Origin of the sequence: Treponema sp. TIM-1, assembly GCF_046533115.1 — a bacterium.
Lineage (GTDB): Bacteria > Spirochaetota > Spirochaetia > Treponematales > Breznakiellaceae > JAIRMO01.
In genome coordinates this window covers 1-24,093 of the sequence record NZ_JAJQRC010000013.1, presented here as the reverse complement: position 1 = coordinate 24,093, position 24,093 = coordinate 1, and the positions used below count along the sequence as shown (strand labels likewise).

The following is a 24,093-nucleotide window of genomic DNA, read 5'->3' as shown; positions in this document are numbered from 1 at the left end:
GCCCCCATGACTATTCCTCGTAGACCCAGCGCCGGCGGACCACCATCTGTATGACGGTTATGGCGAGGATAATAAAAAACAACACCACCGTAACCGCCGATGCGTACCCTTCGTTGGACCGGGCAAAGGCCTCGTCATAGAAAAGCCATATCACGCTCCGGGCCCCGGGCATGCCGCTGGAGAGCCGGGGGATCATCAAATAGATAAAATCGAAGATCTGGAACACCCCGATGCTTTCCATAATAAGGCAAAAAAAGATCATCGGCGAGAGGAGGGGGATGGTGATGTTAAAAAAACAACGGATTCCCCCGGCGCCGTCTATGGTGGCTGCTTCGTAATAGATCCGGGGGATACCCTGGATACCGGCCAATAAAATGACCATCTTGGTACTGACATCCGCCCATACCAGGACGATGGATACCGCCGGCAGGGACAGGTTCGGATCGCTCAGCCAGGCCCGGGGGACGGCGCCGAACAAGCCCAGGAAGGCATTGATAAGGCCGAATTCGTAATTCATCATCCAGCGCCACACTAATCCTATGGCCGCAGGCATGGTTACCGCCGGGATAAAGATCAGGGTCCGGTACAGGCCGGTTAATTTTGTTTTAGCGTTCAAAAGGCAGGCGATCAGGGTGGAAAATATGATCACCGCGGGTACGCAGAAAACCACATATCTAAGGGTATTCCCCAAGGAGGAACGAAACCGGGGATCCCCAAAGAGTTTTACAAAATTCTGCAAACCGATAAAGACCGGGACACCGAAGGTTTTTTTATTGGTAAAACTGATATAGATATTGTTAAAAAAAGTATATAGGTAAAAAACCCCCAGGCCGGCAAGGAAGGGGGTAATAAAGATATAGGACCACAGGGCCTCTCTGCGGTATAAGCGGCTTTTCATGTGCCAAAAGCGGTTTAACAAAACCCTGCCCCCCTTGCCCTGCCCGGGGACCGGGGTCCCCGGATAGCCGTCCGCTCCGGCGGTTCTACTGTTTCATCAGGGCGTCAACTTCCGCGGCTAATTCCTGCAGCGCCTGGGCGGAAGATTTGGTCCGGTTGAAAATTTCGGTTACCAGCTCGGTCTGGACCCCGTCCCAGTCAAACATTTTGGGATGGGAGGGATATACCGTGGATGCCGCGCTTTGTTTGATAAAAGCGGTGGGATCGATGTTCTGGAAGGAAGGGATATACGAAGGCTGGGCCTTGAGGTAGGCGGGAATTTCGATCCGGGCCTCCGCCTGCAGCCGGTTGCTGATTTCGCCCCCAAGAAATTTGATAAGCTGCCAGGCAGATTCCTTGTCCTTGGCCCGGGAATTCAGGGCATAGCTGATTCCCCCCAGGGCGCATACATTACTGACCCCCCGAGAAGGCATGGGCACCAGGCCGATCTGGGAGGCAAAGGAGGCGCCGTCCAATACGGAAGATTTCCAGCTCCCCACATAAAGCAGGGCCCCCCGGCCGGAAAGGAAGAGGTCCGTCCCCTTGGTATCGGACAAAATGGTAAAATTCGGCAGGATCCGTTGATCCATGAGCTTGAGGATATCGTCAAACGCCTTGCGGGCTTCGGGCCGGCCGATATTACTGGAGCTGCCCGAGGCGCTATAGGGAACCACCCCGTCCTGGAGCCAGAACTGTAAATACGAAGGCTGGGGATCCAGTTCCATAAGCAGGGGATATTCACTCCCCCCGGCGGCCTGGATCTTGTCCCGTAATTGGGCACCGATCCGTTCCAAATCCTGCCAGGTCCATCCTTCGGTGGGGTAGGAGACGCCGTATTTATCGAAAATCGCCTTGTTATAGGCCACCACCACCACATCCATCCCCTTAGGCATGGTGTAAAGCCGGTCCTTATAGGTGTATAAATTGAGCATCGCCGGGGACCAGGCGGATTTATCCAATCCGTCCCGGGTAAAATAGGAATCCACCGGCTCGATCACCCCGGCGTCCGCGTATTTCGGCAAAAAGATGTTCATCCAAAATACATCCGCGGCATTCCCCGCGGTGGCCGCCGCGTCCAGCTTGGTCCAATACTGGCTCCAGGGAGTCAGCTGAAGATCTACCTCAATACCGGTTTCCTGGGTAAATTGCTTACAGATCTCCGCAAATACGGGGTATTGAATCTCATCCCAAAGGGCAAAGGAAACGGTTTTTTTCCCCGCCGGAACGCTCTGCCGTCCCCCGCCGCCGAATACGGGAACGGTCAAGATGATCACGAGTAAAACCATCGAAAAAATAAGCTTTTTCATTACGATCTCCTTCTTATATAGTAGTTTCTGTCAAACTTTTATCACGACACCGCTTATTTTGAAACAGCCGCTCCTCCTTTGTCAAGCCGTACCCGCGGTAACAGCCGCGGCGAACACCCGTTACCGGGGGATAACCTTTTTTTCGACCGGCTCCGAGGTGGAGTAGGAGGCTCCCGTCTCATCCCGGAAGGGGATAAAACTAACCCCCAGGCCGTTATACACATCCCGCCGGGTAAGGGTAATGCTCCCGTCTTCGGCGATGTTCTTCTTGACTTCCATAATATATTGCCGGCCCGGAGGTCCCAGGGGCAGCACCATGATACCCCCGGTTTTAAGCTGTTTGAGCAGGGGCGGCGGGATATGATCAATAGAGCAGGTAACCAGGATCTTGTCGAAGGGGGCGTATTCCTCCCAGCCGTAATAGCCGTCTCCCAGTTTCCGGTTAATGGACCCATAGACGGGAAAGGAATTTTCCAAATCCCGGTAGAGGAGATCCGTCTCGATAAAGAGGGGCTTGATTATTTCGATGGTATACACCTGCTGGGTGAGGTAGGATAAAATGGCCGACTGGTACCCCGAACCGGTACCGATTTCCAGGACCCGTTCCCCGGGATTGATATTGAGGGTCGTGGTCATCATCGCCACCACGTCCGGGTCCGTAATGGTGGCCCCGTATCCTATGGGCAGCCAGGTGTCGGCGTAGGCCAGGTTCAGGTTCTGTTCCCGGACAAAATGCTCCCGGGGGGCCAGCAAAAAGGCCCGGACATCCGCGGTACGCTTCAATTCCGAGGACTCCACAAAATCATGGGCCAGTTTCCATCGTTCCTCAAGATACAGGGGGGAATCGTTGCGGTTATTCCGCATCCAGGAAAGCCATACCTCCTTGGTTTCGATGGGCATGGACTGGGCCAGGGCGGGGCCGTCGTACCGTTCTCCCCTGGTAAGGGTTTGATACGCCTGGCCGTATTCGGGGCTGTCCACCCCCAGTTCGATCGCCAGTTTTGCCGCCTCCTCCACCGCCGATTGGGCCGCCACTTCTTCATAGGCCAGGACCCGTTCGGATTTAGCGGAAACCAGGGACGGCAGGGTCAGACCGAAAACAAACCCAATAATTAAGCCCACTGCCAGGGCCACAATAACTAAAGCCGGAACAGAATTAGAATTTTTCACTTTATTTACCACTTTACCTATAAAAATAACGGGAGCACTGCCAAGAAACCACCAAACCAACCAGAATATAGTGTAAAAATATATTGAGTTTAAGTCAATGATTCACTATACTAAGACTGTCTCAAAATAGTAAATTTTGAAACATTAACCTCTCAATGTAAGAGGAAAACGGTTAAAAGTTTGTTTTTCGCCGAAATTCAAGGTTATTTCCCCGAATAAAAATTTTCGGGAGACCGACTTATTATGGATTATGTATGAAAAATGCAAAGATATGCGCCCTGTTCTTTATATCGGTTGCGGGGATCTCCTATGAACTCTATGTGATGCGGATTTTTTCAGTGGGGGGCTGGTCCAATTTCGGCTCCCTGGTTATTTCCACCGCCCTGTTGGGGATAGGGATCTCCGGAATCATCCTTACCTTTCTCGCGGACTGGGTACGCCCCCGGGCCGATGTCATTCTTTCGGTTTGCGCCATCAGCCTGCCCCTGCTTTTGGCCCTGGCGGTGTTCGTCGCCCAGATGGTTCCCTTTAATCCGGTTTTTCTTGCCTCCGATTCCCGGCAACTGTGGTTCATCGGGGCCTATTATATTATTTACGGGGTACCGTTTTTTGTCATCGCCGCCTTTACCGGGGTCGCCTTTGTGGCCCTGCGGGAGGAGATCCAGCGGGTTTATTTCTGGAACATGATTGGCTCCGGGGTCGGGGGTTTTATTATCATTGTGTTTATGTTTTTACTCCCCCCCCGGTACCTTATTTTACCCATCCTGGGGCTCACCATTATCGCCGCCCTGTTTACTTCCGTATCCTGGGACAAGAGAACCCAGTCTTCCCGGTTTTCCCTGTTACACCTCCTGGTGCTGGTCGTTACCTCCCTGGGCGCCCTCTGCCTTGTTTTTCTGGAGGGGGATATCCGGGTATCCGATTATAAGGACATAAGCTATGTCCGCAAGTATCCGGACTCAAAACTGGTGCATCATTCCTATGGGCCCGGGGGGGAATACCATGTGTATGCCTCCCAGTACTTTCATTTTGCCCCGGGACTTTCGGATAACGCCGCCTTAAATGTTTCGGTTATGCCCAACCAGCCCTACTGGGGGCTCTTTGTGGACGGCTCAGGACCCATCGGGATTATGGGAAGCCTCCGGCCTGGGGAACAGGAGTATATGGATTATCTTCCCATGGCCGCCCCCTATACCGTACTCCCGAACCCCGACGTGTTGTTGATAGAACTGGGGGGGGGGATCAACGCCCAGGTTGCCCGGTATAAGGGCGCCCGGAAGATCGACATTGTGGAACCCTCCACGGAGATGATCCGGCTTTTGCGGGATGATCCCAATGTGTCCCGGTTTACCGGTTCTTTGCTCAAATCAGATCAGATCCGGGTTATTCAGGGGGAGCCCCGGGCCTTTTGCGGGGAGCATCCCGCCGCCTATGACCTGATTGAAATAAGCCTGGTGGATTCCATCGGCCTCTCCAATTCCGGCGGCTATGTCGTCCACGAAGATTTTAAGTATACCGTGGAGGCAATTAAGGAATATCTTACCAGCCTTAAACCCGGGGGGATCCTCTCGATCACCGTGTGGGACCGGCTCAATCCTCCCCGGAATGTACTCAAACTGTTAAACACGGTTATTCTGGCCATGGAGGAGGGGGGTATGGAAGACCCCCGGCAGAGCCTCTATGCCTTTGGCCTTTTTATGTCCACCTCCACGATTTTGGTAAAAAACGGCGCCTTTAGCGAAGGGGAAACCGTGACCCTGAACGATTTTGTCCGGTCCCGTTCCTTTGAACTCCTGTATGCCCCGGCGACCGAGGTTCCCCAGCGGGATACGGCGCTGCTGATGGCGGTTTACCGGGATCATTTTGACGGCCGCGAGGAAAACCCCGTGGAAAGTTTTACCAATGCGGATATGTACCGGGGGGCGATTCTTAAATTCCTTGCAGGGGACCGGAACCAGGTGGAAGACGACTACATCTTCGATATCAGGCCTATCCGGGATTCCCGGCCCTATTATTCGGGGTTTTTAAAATTGAACCTGCTTTCCCTCTACCTGGATCAGATGGAGGACGTGTCCGAGGAATGGGGGTATCTCCTGCTCCTGGGGCTGCTGATTCAGGCCTGTATCTTCGGATTTATCGTGATCCTTATCCCCGTGGTGGGCCGGAGGAAGCAGCTCCTGCAACACCCCCGGGGCGCGGTGGGGGTCATCTTATACTATGCGGGGCTGGGACTCGGTTATATGCTGATTGAGATTTTCCTTATCCAGCGGCTGGGGGTGTTCCTTTCTAACCCCACCTATTCCGCCAGCATCGTGATTACCACCATGTTGATTTTTTCCGCCCTGGGTAACCTGGTTAGCAGCCGGTTCAAACGGATCCGGGGCAGGGTGGTGTTGGGTTCCTGTATTTGTATTGCCGGGTTTTTCCTGTTTTATATCTTTGGCCTGGATAGCTTTCTTAACTATTTTAATTCGGCGGCTTTGGGGTTACGGATCCTCGCCGCAGGGCTTATTATCGCTCCCCCGGCCTTTTTCATGGGGGTTCCCTATCCCAACGGCCTGGACAGCCTCCAGGAGAATAAACCCCACCTGCTCCCCTGGGCCTGGGGTATGAACGGCGGGTTATCCGTGGCGGGCAGCGCCCTGGCCCGGATCCTGGCCGTATCCAGCGGGTTCCCCCTGCTGCTGGGGGTCGGCATCGGGATATACCTCCTGGTAGGGTGCCTGTTCCCCGTTAATTTGGGCGGCAAGGCTGCCCAGGAAGGTAATCAGGGAGGCTCCGAACAGTCCGGGGACTCCCCGCAGTTGATCGAGGTCAGTCCCTCGGTTTAGGAATTTTTAGGAACGGAGGTTGAATTTGATGAAATCTTCCGCCTTGCAAAAATATTCCCTTTTCGGGGGCCTTTTAGCGGAGCAGATCGAGGGGATCCTCCCCCTGCTGGATGAGGAATCCTACGAGCAGGGGGAGGAAATTCTCGTCGAAGGCTCCCCCAATGACAAGATCCGGTTTATACTGGAGGGCCGGGTGGAGGTGGTCAAGCAGGGGGTAGTCCTCTATGAATTCAGCGAAGGAGACGCCTTTGGGGAGATGGAGGTTCTGGATGTGATGCCTTCGGCGGCAACCATTAGAACCCTGTCCCCCCTCCGGGTTATCGCTATTTCCAATAAGGCCCTCCGGGAGATCTATAAATACGATCTTAAGACCTTCTCCCTGATCATCATGAACCTTGCCCGGGATCTTTCCCGGCGGCTGCGGTATATGGACGATCGGGCGATGAAAGACCGGTAAAAGTCCGGCATTCTCCCGGACTTTTACCGATCAACGCGGTTCCTTAGGCGTTGAGCCGTTTTTCTATGGCGTCCAATTCGGCGTATAACTCCTTGGGGAGTTTGTCCCCGAATTTGGGGTAGTGGTTCTGCCGGACATCGGCGATTTCCGCCTTCCAGCCCGCAATATCCACCTTGAGGATCTCCTTCATGTCATCCTCGCTGACCCCCGCGGGCCGGGCAATGGCGTCCGGCGTGGGGAGGAAGCCGATGGGGGTGTCCACCCCTTTACCGGTACCGGCGCAGCGTTCGAAGATCCAGGCCAGGACCCGGGAATTTTCCCCGTAACCGGGCCAGATGAACTTACCCGCCTCGTTTTTCCGGAACCAGTTCACAAAGAAGATCTTGGGGAGTTTTGATTCGTCGTGGCTCTGGCCGATTTTGATCCAGTGTTTAAAGTAGTCCCCCATGTGGTAGCCGCAGAAGGGGAGCATGGCGAAGGGGTCCCGCCGGATGGTGCCGGCTTTAAGGTCCAGGGCCGCGGCGGTTACTTCGGAACCTACGATAGATCCCATAAAAACCCCGTGGATCCAGCTTTTTGCCTGGTTTACCAGGGGGATGGTCTTGGGCCGCCGGCCCCCAAAGAGGAAGGCGCTGATGGGTACCCCCTTGGGATCTTCCCATTCCTTGGCGATCACCGGGCACTGCTTGGCGGGGCCGGTAAACCGGGAATTGGGATGGGCCGCGGGTTTCTGCTCCTTGTTGCCCTTGTCCTGGATCCACTCGTTGCCGTTCCAATCGATGAGTTTTCCCGGGGCGTCGTAGCCGATCCCCTCCCACCAGACGCTTTTATCTTCGGTCAGGGCAACATTGGTGTAAATGGTATTCTTTTTGATGGTCTCCATGGCGTTCCGGTTGGAGTCATTGTTGGTTCCCGGGGCGACCCCAAAGAATCCCGCTTCGGGGTTGATGGCGTAGAGTCTGCCGTCGGCGCCGAATTTCATCCAGGCGATATCGTCCCCCACGGTTTCCACGGTCCAGCCGGGCAGGGTGGGGATCAGCATGGCGAGGTTGGTTTTACCGCAGGCCGAGGGGAAGGCCCCGGTGATATATTTAACCTCTCCCTGGGGGTTGGTGATCTTGAGGATCAGCATGTGTTCCGCGAGCCAGCCCTCGTCCCGGGCAAGGACGCTGGCGATCCGCAGGGCCAGGCATTTTTTCCCCAGCAGGGCGTTGCCGCCGTAACCCGAACCGTAGGACCAGATCTCCCGGGTTTCGGGGAAGTGGGAGATGTATTTTTTATCCAGGGGAGCGCAGGGCCACTTGCCCGCATCCTTTTCCCCGGGGCCCAGGGGCTTACCCACGGAATGGAAGCAGGGCACATAGTAGCCGTTGCTGCCCAATACCTCCAGGACCTTGGTCCCCACCCGGGTCATGATGTGCATATTCGCCACCACATAGGGGGAATCGGTGATCTCCACCCCAATTTTGGCGATATCGGAACCCACCGGCCCCATGGAGAAGGGGATCACATACATGGTCCTCCCCTTCATGCTGCCCCGGTAAAGCCCGGTCATGGTTTTTTTCAGTTCCTCCGGGTCTATCCAGTTATTGGTGGGCCCGGCATCCTCCTGCTTTTCCGAGGCAATATAGGTTCGGTTTTCAACCCGGGCTACATCCGACGGATCGGACCGGAAAAGTACGCAGCCCGGCAATTTCTGGGGGTTGAGGGGGGTTGCCAGCCCGGTATCAATGGTGATTTTAATCATCCGATCATATTCGGCCTGAGTGCCGTCACAGACCTCCACCGAATCGGGGGTCATCAGGGCCGCCGCATCCTCCACCCATTTCTTAAGACCTGGGTGTTTAAGTTCTTGTACATTCATGGATACTCCTTGCTAAGTTACAATAGAAAAATTATTTCTTATTATAAGGTATAAAAAAAAGCGACAAAACGCAAGGGCTGATATTCCCAAAGAAAACAGGAATTCGACCGCGAAGGCGCCAGCCAGTACCGGGTACCAAGGCCTTAAAAAGAATTTAACCACAAAGGCGCAGAAGGCGAAGAAGGAAAGGAGAAAAATTAAGAGGGAGGAGAGAGGAATGAGGAGTGAGGAAAATTGTCGCGTCCTGGTTTAAAGTTGTCACATAAGGAGTCGAAAAATGAAAGAAGTGGTACGATACAGTGAGGCATTTAAGCTAAGACTGGTCGAGGACGTGGCCGGGGGGAAATATAAGAGCCTGGAAGAAGCCAGGCGCCGGAACGGGATCCGGGGACTATCGACCCTGAGCACGTGGATAAAGCAGTACGGGCGGGAGGATATCCTGCCCAAACGGATAAAGGTGGAAACGATGAACGAAATTGATGAATTGCAGGCTGCCCGCCACCGGATACGGGAACTGGAAGCGGCCCTGGCCGATGCGCACATGGATTATTGTCTTGAAAGTGCCTTTTTGGATATAGCGTGCCAGCGGCTGGGGGGCCGGAACTGGAGTACGCCGGGGTACAGCTAGGACGGGACCGGTTTTTTGAGGTATTGCGGGAAAAATCGCTGCTGCTTGACCGGCTTCCCGGCACACCCCACACCACGAACTCCCGGCATAGCCTACCGGTGTTTCATAATCTGGTCAAAGAGCTGGTGCTGACCGCTCCTCATCAGGTATGGGCGGGGGATATTACCTATATCCGTACCGATGCAGGCTTTCTATATCTCAGTCTACTGATGGATGGGTGGTCGAGAAAAATAGTGGGCTATCATGCGGGGGACACCCTGGAAGCCGAAGGGGCTATCCGCACCCTGGAGATGGCGCTGAAGGAACTCCCGACGGGAGCGTACCCCGTCCACCATTCGGACCGTGGCTGCCAGTACTGCTCGCATCGGTATGTTGAAAAGCTCCAGGCCCATAGGCTCTCGATAAGCATGACCGAGGAGCTGCACGGTTACGAAAACGCCGCGGCGGAACGGTTAAACGGGATATTGAAACAGGAATATAGTCTGGGCTGTTCATTTCGGAGCAAGAAGCAGGCGCTAACGGCGGTAGCTGAGGCGGTGTTCCTCTACAACACCCGGCGGCCGCATCGGTCCCTGAACTATGAAACGCCAGAAAACATGCACCGTAGGGTTGCATAAAAATTTGTCAACCTATTTCAGGACTTGACATGTTCATATAACTGATGAGCAGATGTTAAGGATAAAACTACGGGGGGACAAATTCCACAAGGATTGGAATTATACGCTACAACCTTCGGTACGCAATATGTAGTATTTATTTTTGGGAGAGTCCTATCTTCATTTATTTTTTCCATTTTTTCTTCCCGGTATTTTCTTATTTCTTCGTTAACATCATCTTCAGTAAATTTATATTTTGAAGATATGCTTTCTCCATAGGCAAAAATGCTTTCCCATTTTTTCTTCCTTTCAATATATATTCTTGCTGCTTCCCTGATTAATTCGGATCGAGTTCTCGCTTCATCTTTTGCGGTTTTGTCAATTTGTTTTAATAAATCTTCTTGAAAGGAAATATTTACCGTAGCAATCGCTATATCATACCCCTTGAGTATTAATATACAATGTTTGTATTTTCCTGTCAAGGGTTGGGGAATGGTGCGGTTATAGTAGCGCTGATAGCCCGGCGGGATCACACCTCGGCCTATGTCAAGTCCGACAGGGGATATCCCGCCTGCTATCCCTGGGTGGGGCTAGTCGGCCCCGCCGGTTTCTAGCCGGGCAGCCTTAAAGTCCTCCAGCTTGATGGTCCTGGCCTTGTTGAGCCGGGAGTATTCCGCGGCAAAGGCCATGTAGTGGCTTTCAAAGGAATCTTTTACCGAGGTTCTGGCCGCATTTTTCTGATCCCGGATGCTCCGTACAAAGTCGCTTACCAGGTTGACATCGCCGCCGGAATGGCCTCCGATGGGCGCGGCCAGTTTGATAAGCTCCACGTTCCGGGAGGAAAATTCCTTGATCGTTATTTGGGCCTCTTCCATATCCCCCACGATTTCCCCTTCGGTTCCAAAGAGGGTAATGTTCCGGTGAATTTCCATGGTAAAGCCGGACATGGTAAAATTGGCGCTTACCCCGTTGGTAAATTGTATCGCCACGGTCTGATGATCCACCACATCGTTATCACAGTGGAACACACACCGGCCGTAGGGGCCCGTTTCCAGCGCCTTAAGCCGGCCCTCGATGGAAAGGTCCGTGGAGATCACATTGGCAGGCCAGCCCACATAATCGGTCAGGTAAATTTTCGACACATGGTAGGGGCAGCTTGTCAGGTGGGGACAGCCGTCAAGACAGCGGGAAGGCGCCCCCGGAGGGGCATTCTCCGCGTTAAAATAATGTAAAGCCCCATAAGAACTCAAGGATTCGCAGGGAGCGCCGGCAAGCCAATGGAGCATATCCATATCATGACAACTCTTCGCCAAAATCATGGGGGAAGATTCCGCCAGGTTGCGCCAGTTACCCCGGACAAAACTATGGGACAGGTGAAGGTGTCCCACGTTTTCGATGAGGTTGATACCGATAAGCCGTCCGATCCGCCCGGCGTCCAAAAGTTCCTTGATTTTAGAAAAAAACGACGTGTACTTTAATACATGGCATATCATAAAAACCTTGGTAAATGAGGCGGATTCCTTTTCAATGGCCCGGCATTCCTCCAGGGTGGGCACAATGGGCTTTTCGCAGAGGATGGGCAAATTCCGGGCCATGGCCCGTGAGAGCGGGCCCACATGTTGTTTATCCTGGGTGGCAATGATCACCCCGTCAATATCGGGCAGCTTGTCAAAGGCTTGCTCCCAGGCGGCAAAGGCCAGGCTGTCGGGAATGTGGTGATCCGCCTGTATTTTTTTTCGTTTTACCTCATTCGGCTCGGCTACGGCGGCGATCCGCATCATTTTCGGATTATTCCGGGCATATTCGGCGTAGGCATACATCCCCCGGCTGCCCGCTCCCAATAAAAGTACGTTAATGGGCTCCATTCTTTATGTTCCCCTATTTCGCGATACTGGCGTTGATGGCGGTTTCCAGCTCGGCCAACTGGTTGCCGAGATTACCGCTGGAGAAGATCTTGGACATCCCCTCTTCCATTTCGGTCCAGACCGCGCCCGCGTTCCGCGAGGCGATGGGGAGCGGATGACCGTAGTTGATAGACTCGCTTACCACCTGGGTATCCACCCAATCATAACTCTTGAAGTAAAGATCGGTCATGCCATTGTAACAGGGAGCAAAGGTATTCGCCGTAATCTCCGCGTGACGCTGGGAAGCCAGAAAGGCGGTGAATATCCGTACCTCTTCGGGATTCGCGGTCTTACTGGAAATTGCGTAGGCGATATTGTGGAATACCGTACCCTGGGCCTTTTTGCGGGGCAGGGGCGCCACGTTGAGATCCTGCCCCAGTACGTCGCCAAAGAAACTGATACGAATGGAAAGGCCCGGCATCATCGCCACCACGCCGGACTGGAACAGGGCGTCGGGGGTAGCCTCGGCCAATTCTTCGACGGTTGGAGCCACCTTATAGCGGTAGATAAGATCCATGTTAAACTGAACGGCTTCCTGAATCTCGGGGGTATTGAGGGTTACCTTGGTACGGTCGGCGTTAAAAATAGCCCCACCGTTCTGATAAATAAAGGGGCCAACGCCGCTTTGGAAAGAAGCGTTGGCGATAGTTCCATACTGGATAACCTGATTCCCGCTGAGGACGGTAAGTTTCTGGGCGGCGGCAAGGTAATCATCCCATGTCCAGTCCGCGGTCGGATAGGCGACGCCGGCCTTGTCAAAAGCCGCCTTGTTGTAAAACAGAATTATATCATCCCACATAAAGGGAACCGCATAGCGTTTCCCCTGATAGGTAAAGGGTTCATAAAAGTTCGGGTCAAAATTCTCAAAGCGTATATCCCCTGCCCAGGGTTCCAGGTCCATCACCAGGCCGGTGGGAATATAGGACACCGCATTGGGATGGTTAAGCCAAAACACATCCGGCCCGGTTCCCGTGGGGAGGGCGGTCTGCAGCTTGGTCCAGTAATCGGACCAGGGGGTGATGAGGAGGTTAACCTTTATCCCGGGGTTGGCCTGCTCAAATTCCTTAATCATGGTTTCGTAGTCAGCTCTGACCGTTTCATCCCAGCACCACAAATTGACAACCTTCGCAGCTCCGGCTGCCGCAGAGCCGGCCTCATCACTCTTTTTCTGACAGCCGATCAACACCAACGCTACTAAAAGCGCCGCCCATAAAATTTTTTTCATATATTCTCCTTATATTTTTTCCGCCCGAAAGCGGTTATCCGCCCTTATCGGGACGGGTAAGGGCTATTCCTTAAGCCCGGTAAGGGCAATACCGGCGATAAAATGCTTCTGTGCGAAGAGAAATAAAACTATAACCGGAAGGGATACCAGGAGGGACGCCGTCATCAAAAGATTCTCCCTGGTCATCATCTGGCCCTGGAGATTTGCCGTCGCGATGGAAAGGGTATAGAGCCTCTCCTCGTTGATAACAATAAGGGGCCAGAGAAAATTATTCCACGCAAAAACAACGCACATAATCCCCGTGGCAAGGAGGGAACTCTGGGAAAGGGGCATGATAATAGAACGGTAGATACGCCAGTGGCTGGCTCCGTCAATAAGGGCTGATTCGTCCAGGGATTTCGGAAGAGACAATATCTGCTGCCGGATAAGGAACGTACAAACCACGGACGGGATCAGGGGAATGATCACCCCCAGATAACTGTTGAGCCAGCCAAAGGCAAGCATCATGTTATACCGCGGCATAAGCACCATTTGCAGGGGAACCATGAGGGCAAGGAAAAGGGAAGTAAAGAGCCCATTTTTGAAGGGAAAATCAATGCGGGCAAACCCATAGGCGGCCATGGAAGAAAGGAAAATCTGGGGCACCGTTATTCCCAGGGTTACCAGGACATTGTTCTGGTAGTACGCAAGGAAGTGCAGGCGTCCCAAAATCTCGCTGAAATTTCCTAAAAACGTAAAACTGCCGGGAAGAATATGAACGGGAAGCTGTACCGTTTCCGGATAGGTTTTGAAGGACGATAAAAAAATCCAGACAAATGGAAAAAACCAGAGCAGGGAGACAATAAAAAACAGGATTGTATTGATCACGGACAACGCTTTTCTCATACCCACCGCCTTAGGAATAATGGACCCATTTCTTCTGGCCGTAATTCTGGATTACCGTTACCCCAAGCACCAGAACACAAAATACAATGGCCTCCGCCGAGGCATACCCCATGTCCAGGTAGGTAAAGCCCCGTTCATAAATTCCAAAGGCCATGGTCCGTATATTCTCCTTAACCGCGGGATTACCCTTTCCAAATATAAAAATATAGTCGAAAAGCTGAAACACCGAGATAACCGTGATCATAACCACAAAGAAAAGCTGGGGCGTCACCAGGGGGACCGTAATATGAATGAATTTATGCCAGGCGTTGCCGCCGTCCAGTTCACAGGCTTCGTAATACTGATGGGAGATATTCTGGAGCCCCGCAAGCAATATAACTCCGTAGTACCCGATGCTGGCCCAAAGGCTTACCACCATGATCACCAGGCGCACCGAATATTCCCCTGAAATCCACGCAGGCTGGGGCAGGCCCAGGTTCCCCAGCACCACATTGATGAGCCCGTAACGGGTATTAAACATGAGCCGCCATACCGTGGCGGTTACCACCGGAAGCAGCATATAGGGCAGAAAAAAGGCGGTCCGTAAAAATCCGGTCAGGGGCGTTTTTTTATTCAGGGCGTTGGCCAAAAGGAGGGAAAAAACGATCGTGGCCGGAACAATGGTGATTACATAAAAGAGGGTATTAAAAAACTCTTTTAAAACCTGGGGATCCCTAAAAAGCTGCACATAATTCGCAAAACCGATAAATTCGGGCTTGGAGAGGTGATTCCATTTGGTAAGTGAGATATAGACCGAATCAAAAACAGGGTATATATAGAAAAGATAGATCCCTACAACCGTGGGACCCACAAAGAAAAACGCCCAAAGCCACTCTTTGTACTTTTTTTTCCTGTCCATCTTATATCCTCCCTGACTTTTCGGTCCCTTAAAGCGGATCAAGGCCGGTGATTTTTATTTATACGCATCTTCCTCCCAACACGGATGTAACGGCATGCAGGAAACCTGCGAAATACCAGGGACGAGGCAAAAAAATGGCAGGCAAAATAGTACGGTTCTTTGTGGAGGGGTAATCTTGCCTTTTCGGACACAACATAGATTCATCATATAGCCCTTTCTCAAAAAAAGCAAGCAAATTCTCTGGGTCAGGGAAAAAATAGTTACGGCAAAAGGTGATTGACCCTTATGCGGAGGCCAATTCCTTACGAACCAGTTCGCCTATGATTTGGGCGGGGGTTTTGTGGGTTGCTTCGGTGCGGGTAAGGATGTAATTGGCTGCCACGTCATCTAGCGCATTCAGCAGGGCCCGCTGCCTGGCAAAAACACCGGGGACGATAGAAAAAAGAAAAAAATGGGGCTGTTTCAAACTGAAGTTTTGAAACAGCCCCATCCACTAAGGGCTTTCCGGAGAAGCTAAATTTTTAAAGCCCTTCCGGGCTGATCCGGGAAACCGGTCAACAGACCGGTTTCCCGGCAAATACCTGGGGGGCTGTTCCTAAACTGGGGTTTTTGGGAACAGCCGGGGGGCCTTACGACCTTTCCCACCGACTAGTAGTACCATTCCATGTGTAGGTTTTGTCTGGCTGAGCCGCCTCTTGAGTGCCACTGTAATAAAAGTTACCGCTAGTGTTGTTAACGTAGGTGCCGGTTGGTGCGGTAGACCCAAAGGTGATTGTGGAGTTGGGAGAGCCGGAACCGACGATCTTGCCGCCGCTGGCATCGATGGCGCCGTTTACCGTAAGCGTACCCGTTACAAGAAGTCCGTCACTAGCCTCTATGGTTACCTTGGCGCCCGCATTAATAATCCCATTGTATATAATACCAAGATTCGAAATACCTAAGACCTTGATATTACCGGACGTTACCGTAAGTAAGCTGACGCCAGGGCTTACCTGGCTAAGTTCGACACGACCAGTCGTATCCCACGCATACATGGGATTATCGCCGCTCGCTCCTAAGTATAATATAGGAGTGCCACTTGGATTTAAATACGCCTCACTGCCATATTCCAGCACGATCTTGCCGTTGGGACCGAAGTCGAACTGGGGGGCGTCAGTAGTCCCTGAGCCTTGGACCGCTGCTTTGTATGTACCGCCGGCTTTCACCGTAACCGTACCCGATATGGCAATTTTATCGGTAGCACTGGTGGTAAGATCGGATAAATCAAATGCCCCGCCGCTTGCAACGGTGAGATCGCCGTTTACCGTAACTGTGCCGGTATCATTAACAACGGCGAGGGTTACATTGTTACCTATCGTAAGCCCTTTGCCGAGAGGGACCGTCAATGATTCACCTGAATCTACCTCTACCGTTGCCGCCCCACCAGCACTGCTAAGGATTACTGACGATGCGGAACTGTTCAATGCACTGTTTATCTCCGAGGGTTCAGGTGGATCAGATGGGTCAACCGTAACCGTCTGAGGCCTAGGGATGGAGGGACTGGGAGTTGGAGTTGGATTCGGATTGTATGGCGGCGACTGCGAGGTGGTGGTATCCCCGCCGGTACCGGAAGGACAGCCGCTCAACACCAGCAGAACGGCCAACAACATGGTCAAGGGTAACCAAAAAAGACTTTTTCGGGACATAAAATCCTCCTTAAATAGTATCCGGGCTCAAATTCCGGACATAACACAATGGATTTAGCCATAAGCGTAAATACCAAAAATATATCGAATATAATACAATATTATAGCAGATTTGTCAATAACATTCGCGTTTTATATCAATAATAATATAACTATGTATTTGGAACGGCTTGTCATTGATAATATTAAGCGTATACGCAAGCAGAAGGGGATGTCCCAGGAAAAACTAGCCGAGGCCTGTAATACCGCAACCAGTTATATTGGATTAATGGAAACCTACAAAAATGTCCCTAAACTTTCCACCATTGAAAGAATCGCCAAGGCCCTGGACGTTGATCCCCTGCTCTTTTTCCAGGATTCCCAAAAATTTTCCCTGGATCAGGAACTTGAGATAGAGAATAAAAAGAAAAAAATTTTACTGATTTTTGAAAAAGAGTTGGACAATATACTATACAACCGGTAAATTGGCGCCTAGCACCATATAACCCACTTAAGAATTTTAACCACAAAGGCGAAGAAGGCGCAGAAGGAAGTCGAAAACAGGGAAAAATGAAGTATTCCTCATCCTTCCCTTCTTCCCTTCTTCGCCTTCTGCGCCTTTGTGGTGAATTTCTTAAATTCGGTAAATTGGGATAAATTACGCCTTTTCGGGTGGTTCGTGGTTAAAATCTCTTAATTCCTTCCTCTCCTCACTCCTCTCCCCTCTTCGTTCGGGTGGTTCGTGGTTAAATTTCCTCAAAGCGTCTTGATGATAGCCTCCGCGGCGGCACGGCCGTCGGCAATGGCCCGGACCACGAGGCTTGCCCCGCTGCGGGAATCTCCGGCGGCCCAGACCTTGGGGTTGGAGGTATGGAAGCTGCCCCGGGTGCGGATGTTTCCCCGTTCATCGGTTTCAAGGCCAAAGGCGGCCACCGCCCCGTCCTGGACCACGTGGGTAAAGCCCATGGCCAAAAGCACCAGGTCCGCCCCTATCTCAAAGTCCGAGCCCGGAACCTCGGTCATGACCGGACGGCCGTTGACCACGGACCAGTCCACCTTACCGGCCTGGACCGCCTCCACCTTTCCCCCCCGGCCGATAAAGGCCTTGGTGTTGACCGACCAGAGCCGCTCCCCCCCTTCCAGGTGGGAGCTGGAGGTCTTCAGTACCTTGGGCCACAGGGGCCAGGGCTCCTCCGGGGGCCGGTGTTCCGGGGGCCGGGAAAGGACCTCGATCTGGGTCACCCGCATGGCCCCCTGGCGGTTGGCCGTCCCCACACAATCCGCGCCGGTATCGCCCCCGCCGATCACCAGGACCCGTTTGCCAAAGGCGGTGATGGGATCTACCCCCTCCCCGGCCTCCCCCGCCAGGGTCCGGTTCTGCAGGGAGAGGTAGTCCAGGGCCTGGACCACCCCGGCAAGTTCCCGGCCCGGGGCCTTCATGTCCCGGGGCTCCCGGGCCCCGATGGTGAGGAGGACCAGGTCATAGGAGGCTTCAAGCTCCTTGGGGTCTATCAATTCCGCCTCGGAACCGAGGGTGCCAAAGCCGTAGCGGGCGGAGCCGACCCGGGCGTTGGTCCTGAATTCGACCCCCTCGGCCCGTAAAAGATCCACCCGGCGGTCAATAAAACTCTTGTCCAGTTTGAAGTCCGGGATGCCGTACCGGAGGTAGCCCCCCAGTTTCCGGTCCCCCTCATAGAGGGTAACCGAAAATCCCCCCCGGTTGAGGAAATAGGCAGCGGAAAGCCCCGAGGGGCCGGCCCCCACAATGGCCACTTTTTTCCCGTTCCGCTTCCGGGGCGGCCGGGGGATCACCAGGCCCATTTCAAAGGCCTTTTCTATCACCGCCAGCTCGTTTTGCCGTATGGTTACCGGTTCGTCAGTGGCCCCCAGCACGCAGGAGGCTTCGCAGAGGGCGGGACAGACCCGGCCGGTAAATTCGGGGAAGGGGTTACAGTCCTCCAGGACGGCCCAGGCGCCGGCCCAGTCCCCCCGGTACAGCCGGTCCTGCCATTCGGGCATCACATTGGAAACCGGGCAGGCCCAATGGCAAAAGGGCACCCCGCAATCCATACACCGGGCCGCCTGGGCCCGGCGTTCATCATCGGGAAGCCGGATCTCCACCTCACTGTAATCGTTGATCCGTTCTTCCACCGGCCGGTAACCCGACACCTGCCGCTTTATCTTCAAAAACCCCTTGGGATCACCCATAGCACACCTCTCCTCTCTTTATCTTCACTTGGGGGGCAGCGGAAGACTTGGCAAAGGGCCAAGGCCCGGAGCCAAGTCTGGAGCGAGGGGGGGCGGACAAAAAATGTTACCGCTCCCCAAAACAGCCCGGAAATCGCCCCCCCCTTAACTTCTCACTTCCAGCTCTTCCCGTTCCCGGATCTCGTAGAGTTTCCGATCCAGTTCGGCGAGTTTCATCTGCTGGAGGGCCCGCTTGTATTCCACGGGCAGGACCTTGACGAATTTGGGGGCGTAGTCTGCCCAGTTGTCCAGAATGGACTTGCCGTAGGCCGAGCCGGTCCAGTAGACGTGCCGGTTGAGCAGATCTTTGACGAAATTTTCGTCCTCCTCGTTGTCCAGGCCCGATAGTTCCACCATGCCCTGGTTGAGGAAGAATTCGAAGTTGCCCTCCCGGTTCAGCACATAGGCGATGCCCCCGGACATGCCCGCGGCGAAATTCCGCCCCACCGAGCCCAGGACCAGGAGCCTGCCCCCGGTCATGTATTCGGCGCAGTGATCCCCGGTCCCTTCCACCACCGCCAGGACCCCGGAATTCCGCACGCAGAACCGCTCCCCGGCGACCCCCGCGGCGTAGAGCTCCCCGGAGGTGGCACCGTACAGTACGGTATTGCCGACGATGATGTTTTCGTTGGTTTTGAAGGTCGAACCCGGCGGGGGGGCCACCACGATGCGGCCGCCGGAAAGGCCCTTGCCCAGGTAGTCGTTGGAATCCCCCGCCAGGCGGAAGGTGATCCCCTTGGCGAGGAAGGCGCCGAAGCTCTGCCCCGCGGACCCGGTAAAGTCCACGGTCACAAAATTTTCGGGCAGGCCCTGGCTGCCGAAACGCCGGGAGACCTCATAGGAAAGCATGGCCCCCACGGCCCGGTCGGTGTTGCGGATCGAAAGCTGCAGGGCGGTGGGGATCTTTTTATCCAGGGCGTCAAAACATTTGTCGATAAGCTCCCGGTCCAGGACCTGGCTTATCTTGTGGATCTGGTCCTCCACACACCGGAGCGCCTTGCCGCCGGGGATACCCTCGGGGCCTTCCGCCCGGTGGAGCAGGTCCCGGAGGTCCACCCCGGCGGATTTGGCCTTGCCGCTTTTCCGCTGTACCAGAAAATCCGGCCGGCCCACGAGTTCGTCAAAGGTCCTGAACCCCAGGGAGGCCATGATCTCCCGGGTTTCCCGGGCCAGGAAGCGGAAAAAGTTGATGAGGTATTCGCTTTTGCCGGAAAACCGCCGCCGCAGGTCCGGGTCCTGGGTGGCAACCCCCATGGGGCAGGTGTTTTCGTGGCATTTACGCATCATCACGCAGCCCAATACGATGAGGGTGGAGGTGCCGAAGCCGAATTCCTCCGCCCCCAGCATCCCGGCAATGACAATATCCCTGCCGGTTTTAAGCTGGCCGTCGGTTTGCAGCCGCACCCTGCCCCGGAGCCCGTTCCGCACCAATACCTGGTGGGTCTCGGAAAGCCCCAACTCCCAGGGAAGCCCCGCATGACGGATGCTGGACTGGGGGCTGGCCCCGGTGCCGCCGTCGTAGCCGGAGATGAGGATATTGTCCGCATGGGCCTTGGCGACACCGGCGGCGATGGTTCCCACCCCGCTTTCGGAAACCAGCTTAACGCTGATCCGGGCCGCGGGGTTGGCGTTTTTCAAATCGAAGATAAGTTCCGCCAAATCTTCTATAGAATAGATATCATGATGCGGGGGAGGGCTGATCAGGGTGACCCCCGGGGTGGAGTGCCGGGTTTTGGCGATGAGGGCATCCACCTTATGCCCCGGAAGCTGGCCGCCCTCGCCGGGCTTGGCCCCCTGGGCTATCTTGATCTGGATCTCCCCGGCATTGGCCAGGTACACACTGGTTACGCCGAAACGGCCCGAAGCCACCTGCTTGATGGCGCTCCGGGTCCACACGCCGTCGGGACGTACCGCGAACCGTTCGGGACTCTCCCCCCCCTCCCCGGAATTGGAACGGCCCTTGATGGAGTTCATGGCCGCGGCAATGGTTTCATGGGCTTCCTTGGAGATGGAACCAAAGGACATGGCCCCGGTGGTAAAGCGCTTCATGATGGATGCTTCGGATTCCACCTCGTCCAGGGGAACCGGCGCAACGGGCCCGTCCGGAACCGTTCCCGGCGCGGCAAAATCCAGGAGTCCCCGGATCACATGGGGGTTTTGGTTCAAAGCGTTCGCCGCGGCGGTAAATTCCTTGAATTTACCGTAGTCCGCGGTACGGGCGGCCCACTGGAGCAGGTAGATGGTTTCGGGGTTCCAGGCGTGTTTTTCCCCGGATTTACGCCACCGGTATTGGCCGTCCCCGGCCAGGAGCAGATCCGCCGGGGTCAGGGGATTGCTTATCCGGTCGTAGGCGGCCCGGGCGGCCCGGTAATGAGCAATGGCCTCGGCTTCCAATTCCGCAAAACCCGCCCCCCCGATACGGCTCCCGGTCCCCCGGAAGCATTTCTCAATCACCTCCGCGCCCAATCCTATGGCTTCGAAGATCTCCGCCCCCCGGTAGGAACGGAGGGTGCTGGTCCCCATTTTGGACATAACCTTGAGCATGGCCTTTTGCAGGCCCTTGAGGTACTGTTTTTCCCCGTGGGGGTAATCGCCAAGCTCCCGGATTGCCAAATCGCTTCTCCCGGGGGCCGTGTCCGCAGGTTTCCCCCTTACGGCGTTCCGGTAAATGGCTGCTATGGCCGCCAGGGCGCCGTAGGGGACAACCAGGTCCGCGCCGTACCCGAAAAGCAGGGCAAAGTGCATGAGTTCCCGGGGTTCCGCGGACTCGACAATGATCGAAAGTTTCATTCGTAATCCCGCCCGGATAAGGCCGTGGTGGACCGCCCCGGCGGCCAGGAGGGCCGGGATGGCGCAGCGGCCCGATTCAGGGGACAAGCCCGCCCGGTCGGATAACACCAACAGGGCGATACCCTCCTGGGCGGCCTTGACCGCCTCGGCCACCAGACGGTCCAGGGCGGCCTCCAGGGAAGAGGCGGCGGGTTTACCCGGCTCCGACTTTTCCCCGGCATCCAAAAGGGGTACGTAAAAGGTGGCATCCAGGTCCCGGCAGGGGAAATCCCGGGGGCTCAGGGACTTAAGACGGTCCAGATCCCCGGGAGAGAGGATAGGGCTCAGGACCTTGATCCGCCGGCCATGGGTTTCAGCCTCCTCCAAAAGGTTCCCCTGGGGTCCCACAAAGCTGGTCAGGGTCATCACCAGATCTTCCCGGATGGAGTCAATGGGGGGGTTGGTTACCTGGGCAAAGGTCTGCTTAAAATAGGCGTATACCCGCTGGCTCTTATCGGAAAAGATCGCCAGGGGCGTATCCGTACCCATGGAACTGGTAGGTTCCTGGCCGCTTTCGGCCATGGGGAGGAGGAGCCGTTCCCGGTCCTCCCGGGTATAGCCCGCGGCCCGTTCCATGAACAGCACCGCCCGGTCATCGTTAAAGAGGGGGTCCCGGAGGGGGTCTTCCTGATCCTGCTCCAGGGTTAAAAGGTGTTTTCCCATCCATTGGGTATAGGGCTTGTTACTGCGGACCTCCTCCTTTACCTCGGAATCGGGGATGATCCGGCCCGCGGCCAGATCCACCAGGAGCAGCTTCCCCGGCAGCAGCCGGCCCTTATAGGCCACGTCGGCGCCGGCAAAATCCTGGACCCCCGTCTCGGAGGCCATGACGATGAGGTCGTCCTTGGTGATGGTATACCGGGAGGGTCTGAGGCCGTTCCGGTCCAGGGTGCCCCCCACGTAACGGCCGTCACAAAACACCATGGAGGCCGGTCCGTCCCAGGGCTCCATAAGGCAGGCATGGTACTCGTAAAAGGCCTTAAGCTCCTCCGGGATGGGGTTCCGGTTGTTCCAGGCTTCGGGGATGAGCATCATCAGGGCATGGGGGAGGCTGCGGCCGGACATAACCAGGAATTCCAGGGCATTATCAAAACTCGCGGAATCGCTCCGGTCCGGCTCCAGCACCGGCAGGATCTCCCGGAGTTCCGCACCGAACCGGGGGTGGGAAAAAAGCGCCTCCCGGGCGGCCATCCAGAAACGGTTTCCCTTGATGGTATTGATCTCGCCGTTATGGGCCAGCATACGGAAGGGCTGGGCCAGGGGCCAATTGGGAAAGGTATTGGTGGAAAACCGGGAATGTACCAGGGCCACGGCGGTTTTTATCCCTTCATCTTGAAGCTCCGGGTAATAATCCTTGAGTTGATTGGGCATGAGCATGCCCTTATACACGATGGTTCTCGTGGAAAGGGAGGGAAGATAACATTCCACCGGGGATTTTTTTAAAGTATCCTGGTTCCGCAGGGCTTTTTCCAGCTTTTTCCTGAAAATATAGAGCTGAAATTCCAGATCCGTGATCCCCTTATGGTCCTCCTCCCCCTTTTGCGCCGGGGAAACCGGGTCCTGGGGGACGAGAACCACCTGTTCCACCAGGGGTTCCACGGATTTGGCCATGACGCCGATCACCCCGCTTTCCGTGGGGACCTCCCGCCAGGCGAGCGCCCGCAGGCCGCTGGTTCCGGCGGTTTGTTCGATCAACTTTTTGCAAAAAGACCGAAGCTCCCCGGCGGTTTTGCCCGTTCCCTTACCGGGCAGGAACACCAGCCCCGTCCCGTAAGCTCCCGGTTCGGGAAGACCGGGGATGATCGTTTTATAATACCCATGGGGAATCTGGATCAGGACGCCGGAGCCATCCCCGGTTTTATTATCGGCGCTTTCCGCGCCCCGGTGCTCCATCCGTTCCAGAACCTCTAATCCCCACTTTACTATATCATGGGAAGGACGGCCCTTAATATCCGCGACAAACCCTATTCCACAAGAATCATGTTCATCTTCCGGCCGGTAAAGTCCCTGACGACTGCACTGGTCAGCCCCTTCTTCGTGTTCACCCATAATAAACTCCTCCCGGGCGCCGTGCAGACACCCGTTCTCAAAGGCCCTTCATAAAAAACCATGCGCCCCTTCTTTTCAAAGGCAGGACGCTTGCCCCGTTTTTCAAAGCCTGTAGCCTATTATTTTTATATGGAATTGTGTTTTTATGCAAGATATTTGTATAAATTTTCAATAATTGGTAGACCGGCCCCGGTTTGTCTGCCCCATGATCCAGGGTATTTTCCGATACCGGCCAAAATAGAGACCGCATCCTGCTAATATAAGGGATAAAGGCGGAAATCTCCGTCCCCGCCCGGTCATGGTACCGGCTAAAAAACCGGCCATCCCCTGCTGCGGATACTGCCGAACCTACTCCCGGGCGGCATATTTAGAGAGACTTCACCTCTTCCACGGTCAGATGCAGGCTTTGGGCAATCACCTCCACCGAAACGCCATAGCCCTTGAGGAGCCGGGCTGATTCCAATTTTTCCCGGTAGGCTTCCGCCTGCTTTTTCTCCGTGCCTATCTGGATACCTTCCTCACGGGCAAGCCGTTTGTCCTCCAAGACACTCTCTACCAATGCGTCAAACATCGTCTGGTACTCCTTCTTCCCTACGTGCTCCT

Annotated in this window: 18 protein-coding genes and 1 pseudogene; 5 read left to right on the top strand and 14 right to left on the bottom strand. The window is 54.8% G+C overall.

Annotated features, from left to right (window positions below):
• Nucleotides 1-10: 10 nt before the first annotated feature.
• From LQZ21_RS07275 to LQZ21_RS07265, 3 genes are all read right to left on the bottom strand, one after another.
• A complete protein-coding gene (locus LQZ21_RS07275) occupies nucleotides 11-898 on the bottom strand; it encodes a carbohydrate ABC transporter permease (RefSeq protein WP_411043619.1) in 888 nt (295 codons plus the stop codon).
• Nucleotides 899-983: 85 nt separating this feature from the next.
• Nucleotides 984-2,243, bottom strand: a complete 1,260-nt coding sequence (locus LQZ21_RS07270; protein WP_411043618.1) for an ABC transporter substrate-binding protein — start codon at nucleotides 2,241-2,243, stop codon at nucleotides 984-986.
• Nucleotides 2,244-2,363: 120 nt separating this feature from the next.
• Nucleotides 2,364-3,413 carry a protein-L-isoaspartate O-methyltransferase family protein gene (locus tag LQZ21_RS07265; protein WP_411043617.1) on the bottom strand — a complete coding sequence of 350 codons (1,050 nt, stop codon included), beginning with the start codon at nucleotides 3,411-3,413 and terminating at the stop codon, nucleotides 2,364-2,366.
• 254 nt (nucleotides 3,414-3,667) lie between these two features.
• On the opposite strand from LQZ21_RS07265, the gene LQZ21_RS07260 reads away from it, so the two are divergent.
• Nucleotides 3,668-6,244 (top strand): spermidine synthase family protein, encoded by a 2,577-nt coding sequence (locus LQZ21_RS07260; protein ID WP_411043616.1) that lies wholly within the window; start codon nucleotides 3,668-3,670, stop codon nucleotides 6,242-6,244.
• A gap of 28 nt (nucleotides 6,245-6,272) precedes the next feature.
• The gene (locus LQZ21_RS07255; protein WP_411043661.1) at nucleotides 6,273-6,701 is read left to right on the top strand and encodes a cyclic nucleotide-binding domain-containing protein; all 429 of its coding nucleotides are present in this window, start codon (nucleotides 6,273-6,275) and stop codon (nucleotides 6,699-6,701) included.
• 43 nt (nucleotides 6,702-6,744) lie between these two features.
• On the opposite strand, the gene LQZ21_RS07250 is transcribed toward LQZ21_RS07255, so the two are convergent.
• Nucleotides 6,745-8,565, bottom strand: coding sequence for a phosphoenolpyruvate carboxykinase (GTP) (locus LQZ21_RS07250; protein ID WP_411043615.1), 1,821 nt, complete (start codon nucleotides 8,563-8,565; stop codon nucleotides 6,745-6,747).
• Nucleotides 8,566-8,842: 277 nt separating this feature from the next.
• On the opposite strand from LQZ21_RS07250, the gene LQZ21_RS07245 reads away from it, so the two are divergent.
• Entirely contained in the window at nucleotides 8,843-9,193 is a 351-nt protein-coding gene (locus tag LQZ21_RS07245) for a transposase (protein WP_411043614.1), read from the top strand.
• On the top strand, nucleotides 9,145-9,810 hold the full coding sequence (locus tag LQZ21_RS07240; protein ID WP_411043613.1) for an IS3 family transposase: 666 nt from the start codon (nucleotides 9,145-9,147) through the stop codon (nucleotides 9,808-9,810). Before LQZ21_RS07245 ends, LQZ21_RS07240 begins: the two co-directional genes overlap by 49 nt.
• 17 nt (nucleotides 9,811-9,827) lie before the next feature.
• On the opposite strand, the gene LQZ21_RS07235 is transcribed toward LQZ21_RS07240, so the two are convergent.
• From LQZ21_RS07235 to LQZ21_RS07205, 7 genes are all read right to left on the bottom strand, one after another.
• Complete coding sequence (locus tag LQZ21_RS07235) at nucleotides 9,828-10,271, bottom strand: CopG family ribbon-helix-helix protein (protein ID WP_411043612.1); 444 nt, start codon at nucleotides 10,269-10,271, stop codon at nucleotides 9,828-9,830.
• A 108-nt stretch (nucleotides 10,272-10,379) separates the two neighbouring features.
• Complete coding sequence (locus LQZ21_RS07230; RefSeq protein WP_411043611.1) at nucleotides 10,380-11,654, bottom strand: Gfo/Idh/MocA family protein; 1,275 nt, start codon at nucleotides 11,652-11,654, stop codon at nucleotides 10,380-10,382.
• A 13-nt stretch (nucleotides 11,655-11,667) separates the two neighbouring features.
• Nucleotides 11,668-12,918, bottom strand: a complete 1,251-nt coding sequence (locus LQZ21_RS07225) for an ABC transporter substrate-binding protein (protein WP_411043610.1) — start codon at nucleotides 12,916-12,918, stop codon at nucleotides 11,668-11,670.
• A 63-nt stretch (nucleotides 12,919-12,981) separates the two neighbouring features.
• Complete coding sequence (locus tag LQZ21_RS07220; protein ID WP_411043609.1) at nucleotides 12,982-13,803, bottom strand: carbohydrate ABC transporter permease; 822 nt, start codon at nucleotides 13,801-13,803, stop codon at nucleotides 12,982-12,984.
• A gap of 10 nt (nucleotides 13,804-13,813) precedes the next feature.
• Entirely contained in the window at nucleotides 13,814-14,701 is an 888-nt protein-coding gene (locus tag LQZ21_RS07215) for a carbohydrate ABC transporter permease (RefSeq protein WP_411043608.1), read from the bottom strand.
• A 283-nt stretch (nucleotides 14,702-14,984) separates the two neighbouring features.
• Nucleotides 14,985-15,167 (bottom strand): hypothetical protein, encoded by a 183-nt coding sequence (locus LQZ21_RS07210; protein WP_411043607.1) that lies wholly within the window; start codon nucleotides 15,165-15,167, stop codon nucleotides 14,985-14,987.
• A gap of 163 nt (nucleotides 15,168-15,330) precedes the next feature.
• Entirely contained in the window at nucleotides 15,331-16,386 is a 1,056-nt protein-coding gene (locus tag LQZ21_RS07205; RefSeq protein WP_411043606.1) for a hypothetical protein, read from the bottom strand.
• Between the two features lie 154 nt (nucleotides 16,387-16,540).
• On the opposite strand from LQZ21_RS07205, the gene LQZ21_RS07200 reads away from it, so the two are divergent.
• On the top strand, nucleotides 16,541-16,849 hold the full coding sequence (locus tag LQZ21_RS07200) for a helix-turn-helix domain-containing protein (protein WP_411043605.1): 309 nt from the start codon (nucleotides 16,541-16,543) through the stop codon (nucleotides 16,847-16,849).
• Between the two features lie 272 nt (nucleotides 16,850-17,121).
• On the opposite strand, the gene LQZ21_RS07195 is transcribed toward LQZ21_RS07200, so the two are convergent.
• The 3 genes and pseudogenes from LQZ21_RS07195 to LQZ21_RS07185 form a co-directional block, all read right to left on the bottom strand.
• Nucleotides 17,122-18,573: a glutamate synthase subunit beta gene (locus LQZ21_RS07195; protein WP_411043604.1), complete on the bottom strand. Its 1,452-nt coding sequence runs from the start codon at nucleotides 18,571-18,573 to the stop codon at nucleotides 17,122-17,124.
• A gap of 144 nt (nucleotides 18,574-18,717) precedes the next feature.
• Nucleotides 18,718-23,490, bottom strand: a complete 4,773-nt coding sequence (gltB, locus tag LQZ21_RS07190; RefSeq protein WP_411043603.1) for a glutamate synthase large subunit — start codon at nucleotides 23,488-23,490, stop codon at nucleotides 18,718-18,720.
• A gap of 367 nt (nucleotides 23,491-23,857) precedes the next feature.
• Nucleotides 23,858-24,093 (bottom strand): annotated as a pseudogene (locus LQZ21_RS07185) (hypothetical protein); the annotation flags it as partial.

Coding starts and splice junctions, on each gene's coding strand:
- LQZ21_RS07275 (WP_411043619.1), bottom strand. CDS start 898: ATGAAAAGCCGCTTATACCGCAGAGAGGCCCTGTGGTCCTATATCTTT.
- LQZ21_RS07270 (WP_411043618.1), bottom strand. CDS start 2,243: ATGAAAAAGCTTATTTTTTCGATGGTTTTACTCGTGATCATCTTGACC.
- LQZ21_RS07260 (WP_411043616.1), top strand. CDS start 3,668: ATGAAAAATGCAAAGATATGCGCCCTGTTCTTTATATCGGTTGCGGGG.
- LQZ21_RS07255 (WP_411043661.1), top strand. CDS start 6,273: ATGAAATCTTCCGCCTTGCAAAAATATTCCCTTTTCGGGGGCCTTTTA.
- LQZ21_RS07250 (WP_411043615.1), bottom strand. CDS start 8,565: ATGAATGTACAAGAACTTAAACACCCAGGTCTTAAGAAATGGGTGGAG.
- LQZ21_RS07245 (WP_411043614.1), top strand. CDS start 8,843: ATGAAAGAAGTGGTACGATACAGTGAGGCATTTAAGCTAAGACTGGTC.
- LQZ21_RS07230 (WP_411043611.1), bottom strand. CDS start 11,654: ATGGAGCCCATTAACGTACTTTTATTGGGAGCGGGCAGCCGGGGGATG.
- LQZ21_RS07225 (WP_411043610.1), bottom strand. CDS start 12,918: ATGAAAAAAATTTTATGGGCGGCGCTTTTAGTAGCGTTGGTGTTGATC.
- LQZ21_RS07220 (WP_411043609.1), bottom strand. CDS start 13,803: ATGAGAAAAGCGTTGTCCGTGATCAATACAATCCTGTTTTTTATTGTC.
- LQZ21_RS07215 (WP_411043608.1), bottom strand. CDS start 14,701: ATGGACAGGAAAAAAAAGTACAAAGAGTGGCTTTGGGCGTTTTTCTTT.
- LQZ21_RS07205 (WP_411043606.1), bottom strand. CDS start 16,386: ATGTCCCGAAAAAGTCTTTTTTGGTTACCCTTGACCATGTTGTTGGCC.
- LQZ21_RS07200 (WP_411043605.1), top strand. CDS start 16,541: ATGTATTTGGAACGGCTTGTCATTGATAATATTAAGCGTATACGCAAG.
- LQZ21_RS07195 (WP_411043604.1), bottom strand. CDS start 18,573: ATGGGTGATCCCAAGGGGTTTTTGAAGATAAAGCGGCAGGTGTCGGGT.
- gltB (WP_411043603.1), bottom strand. CDS start 23,490: ATGGGTGAACACGAAGAAGGGGCTGACCAGTGCAGTCGTCAGGGACTT.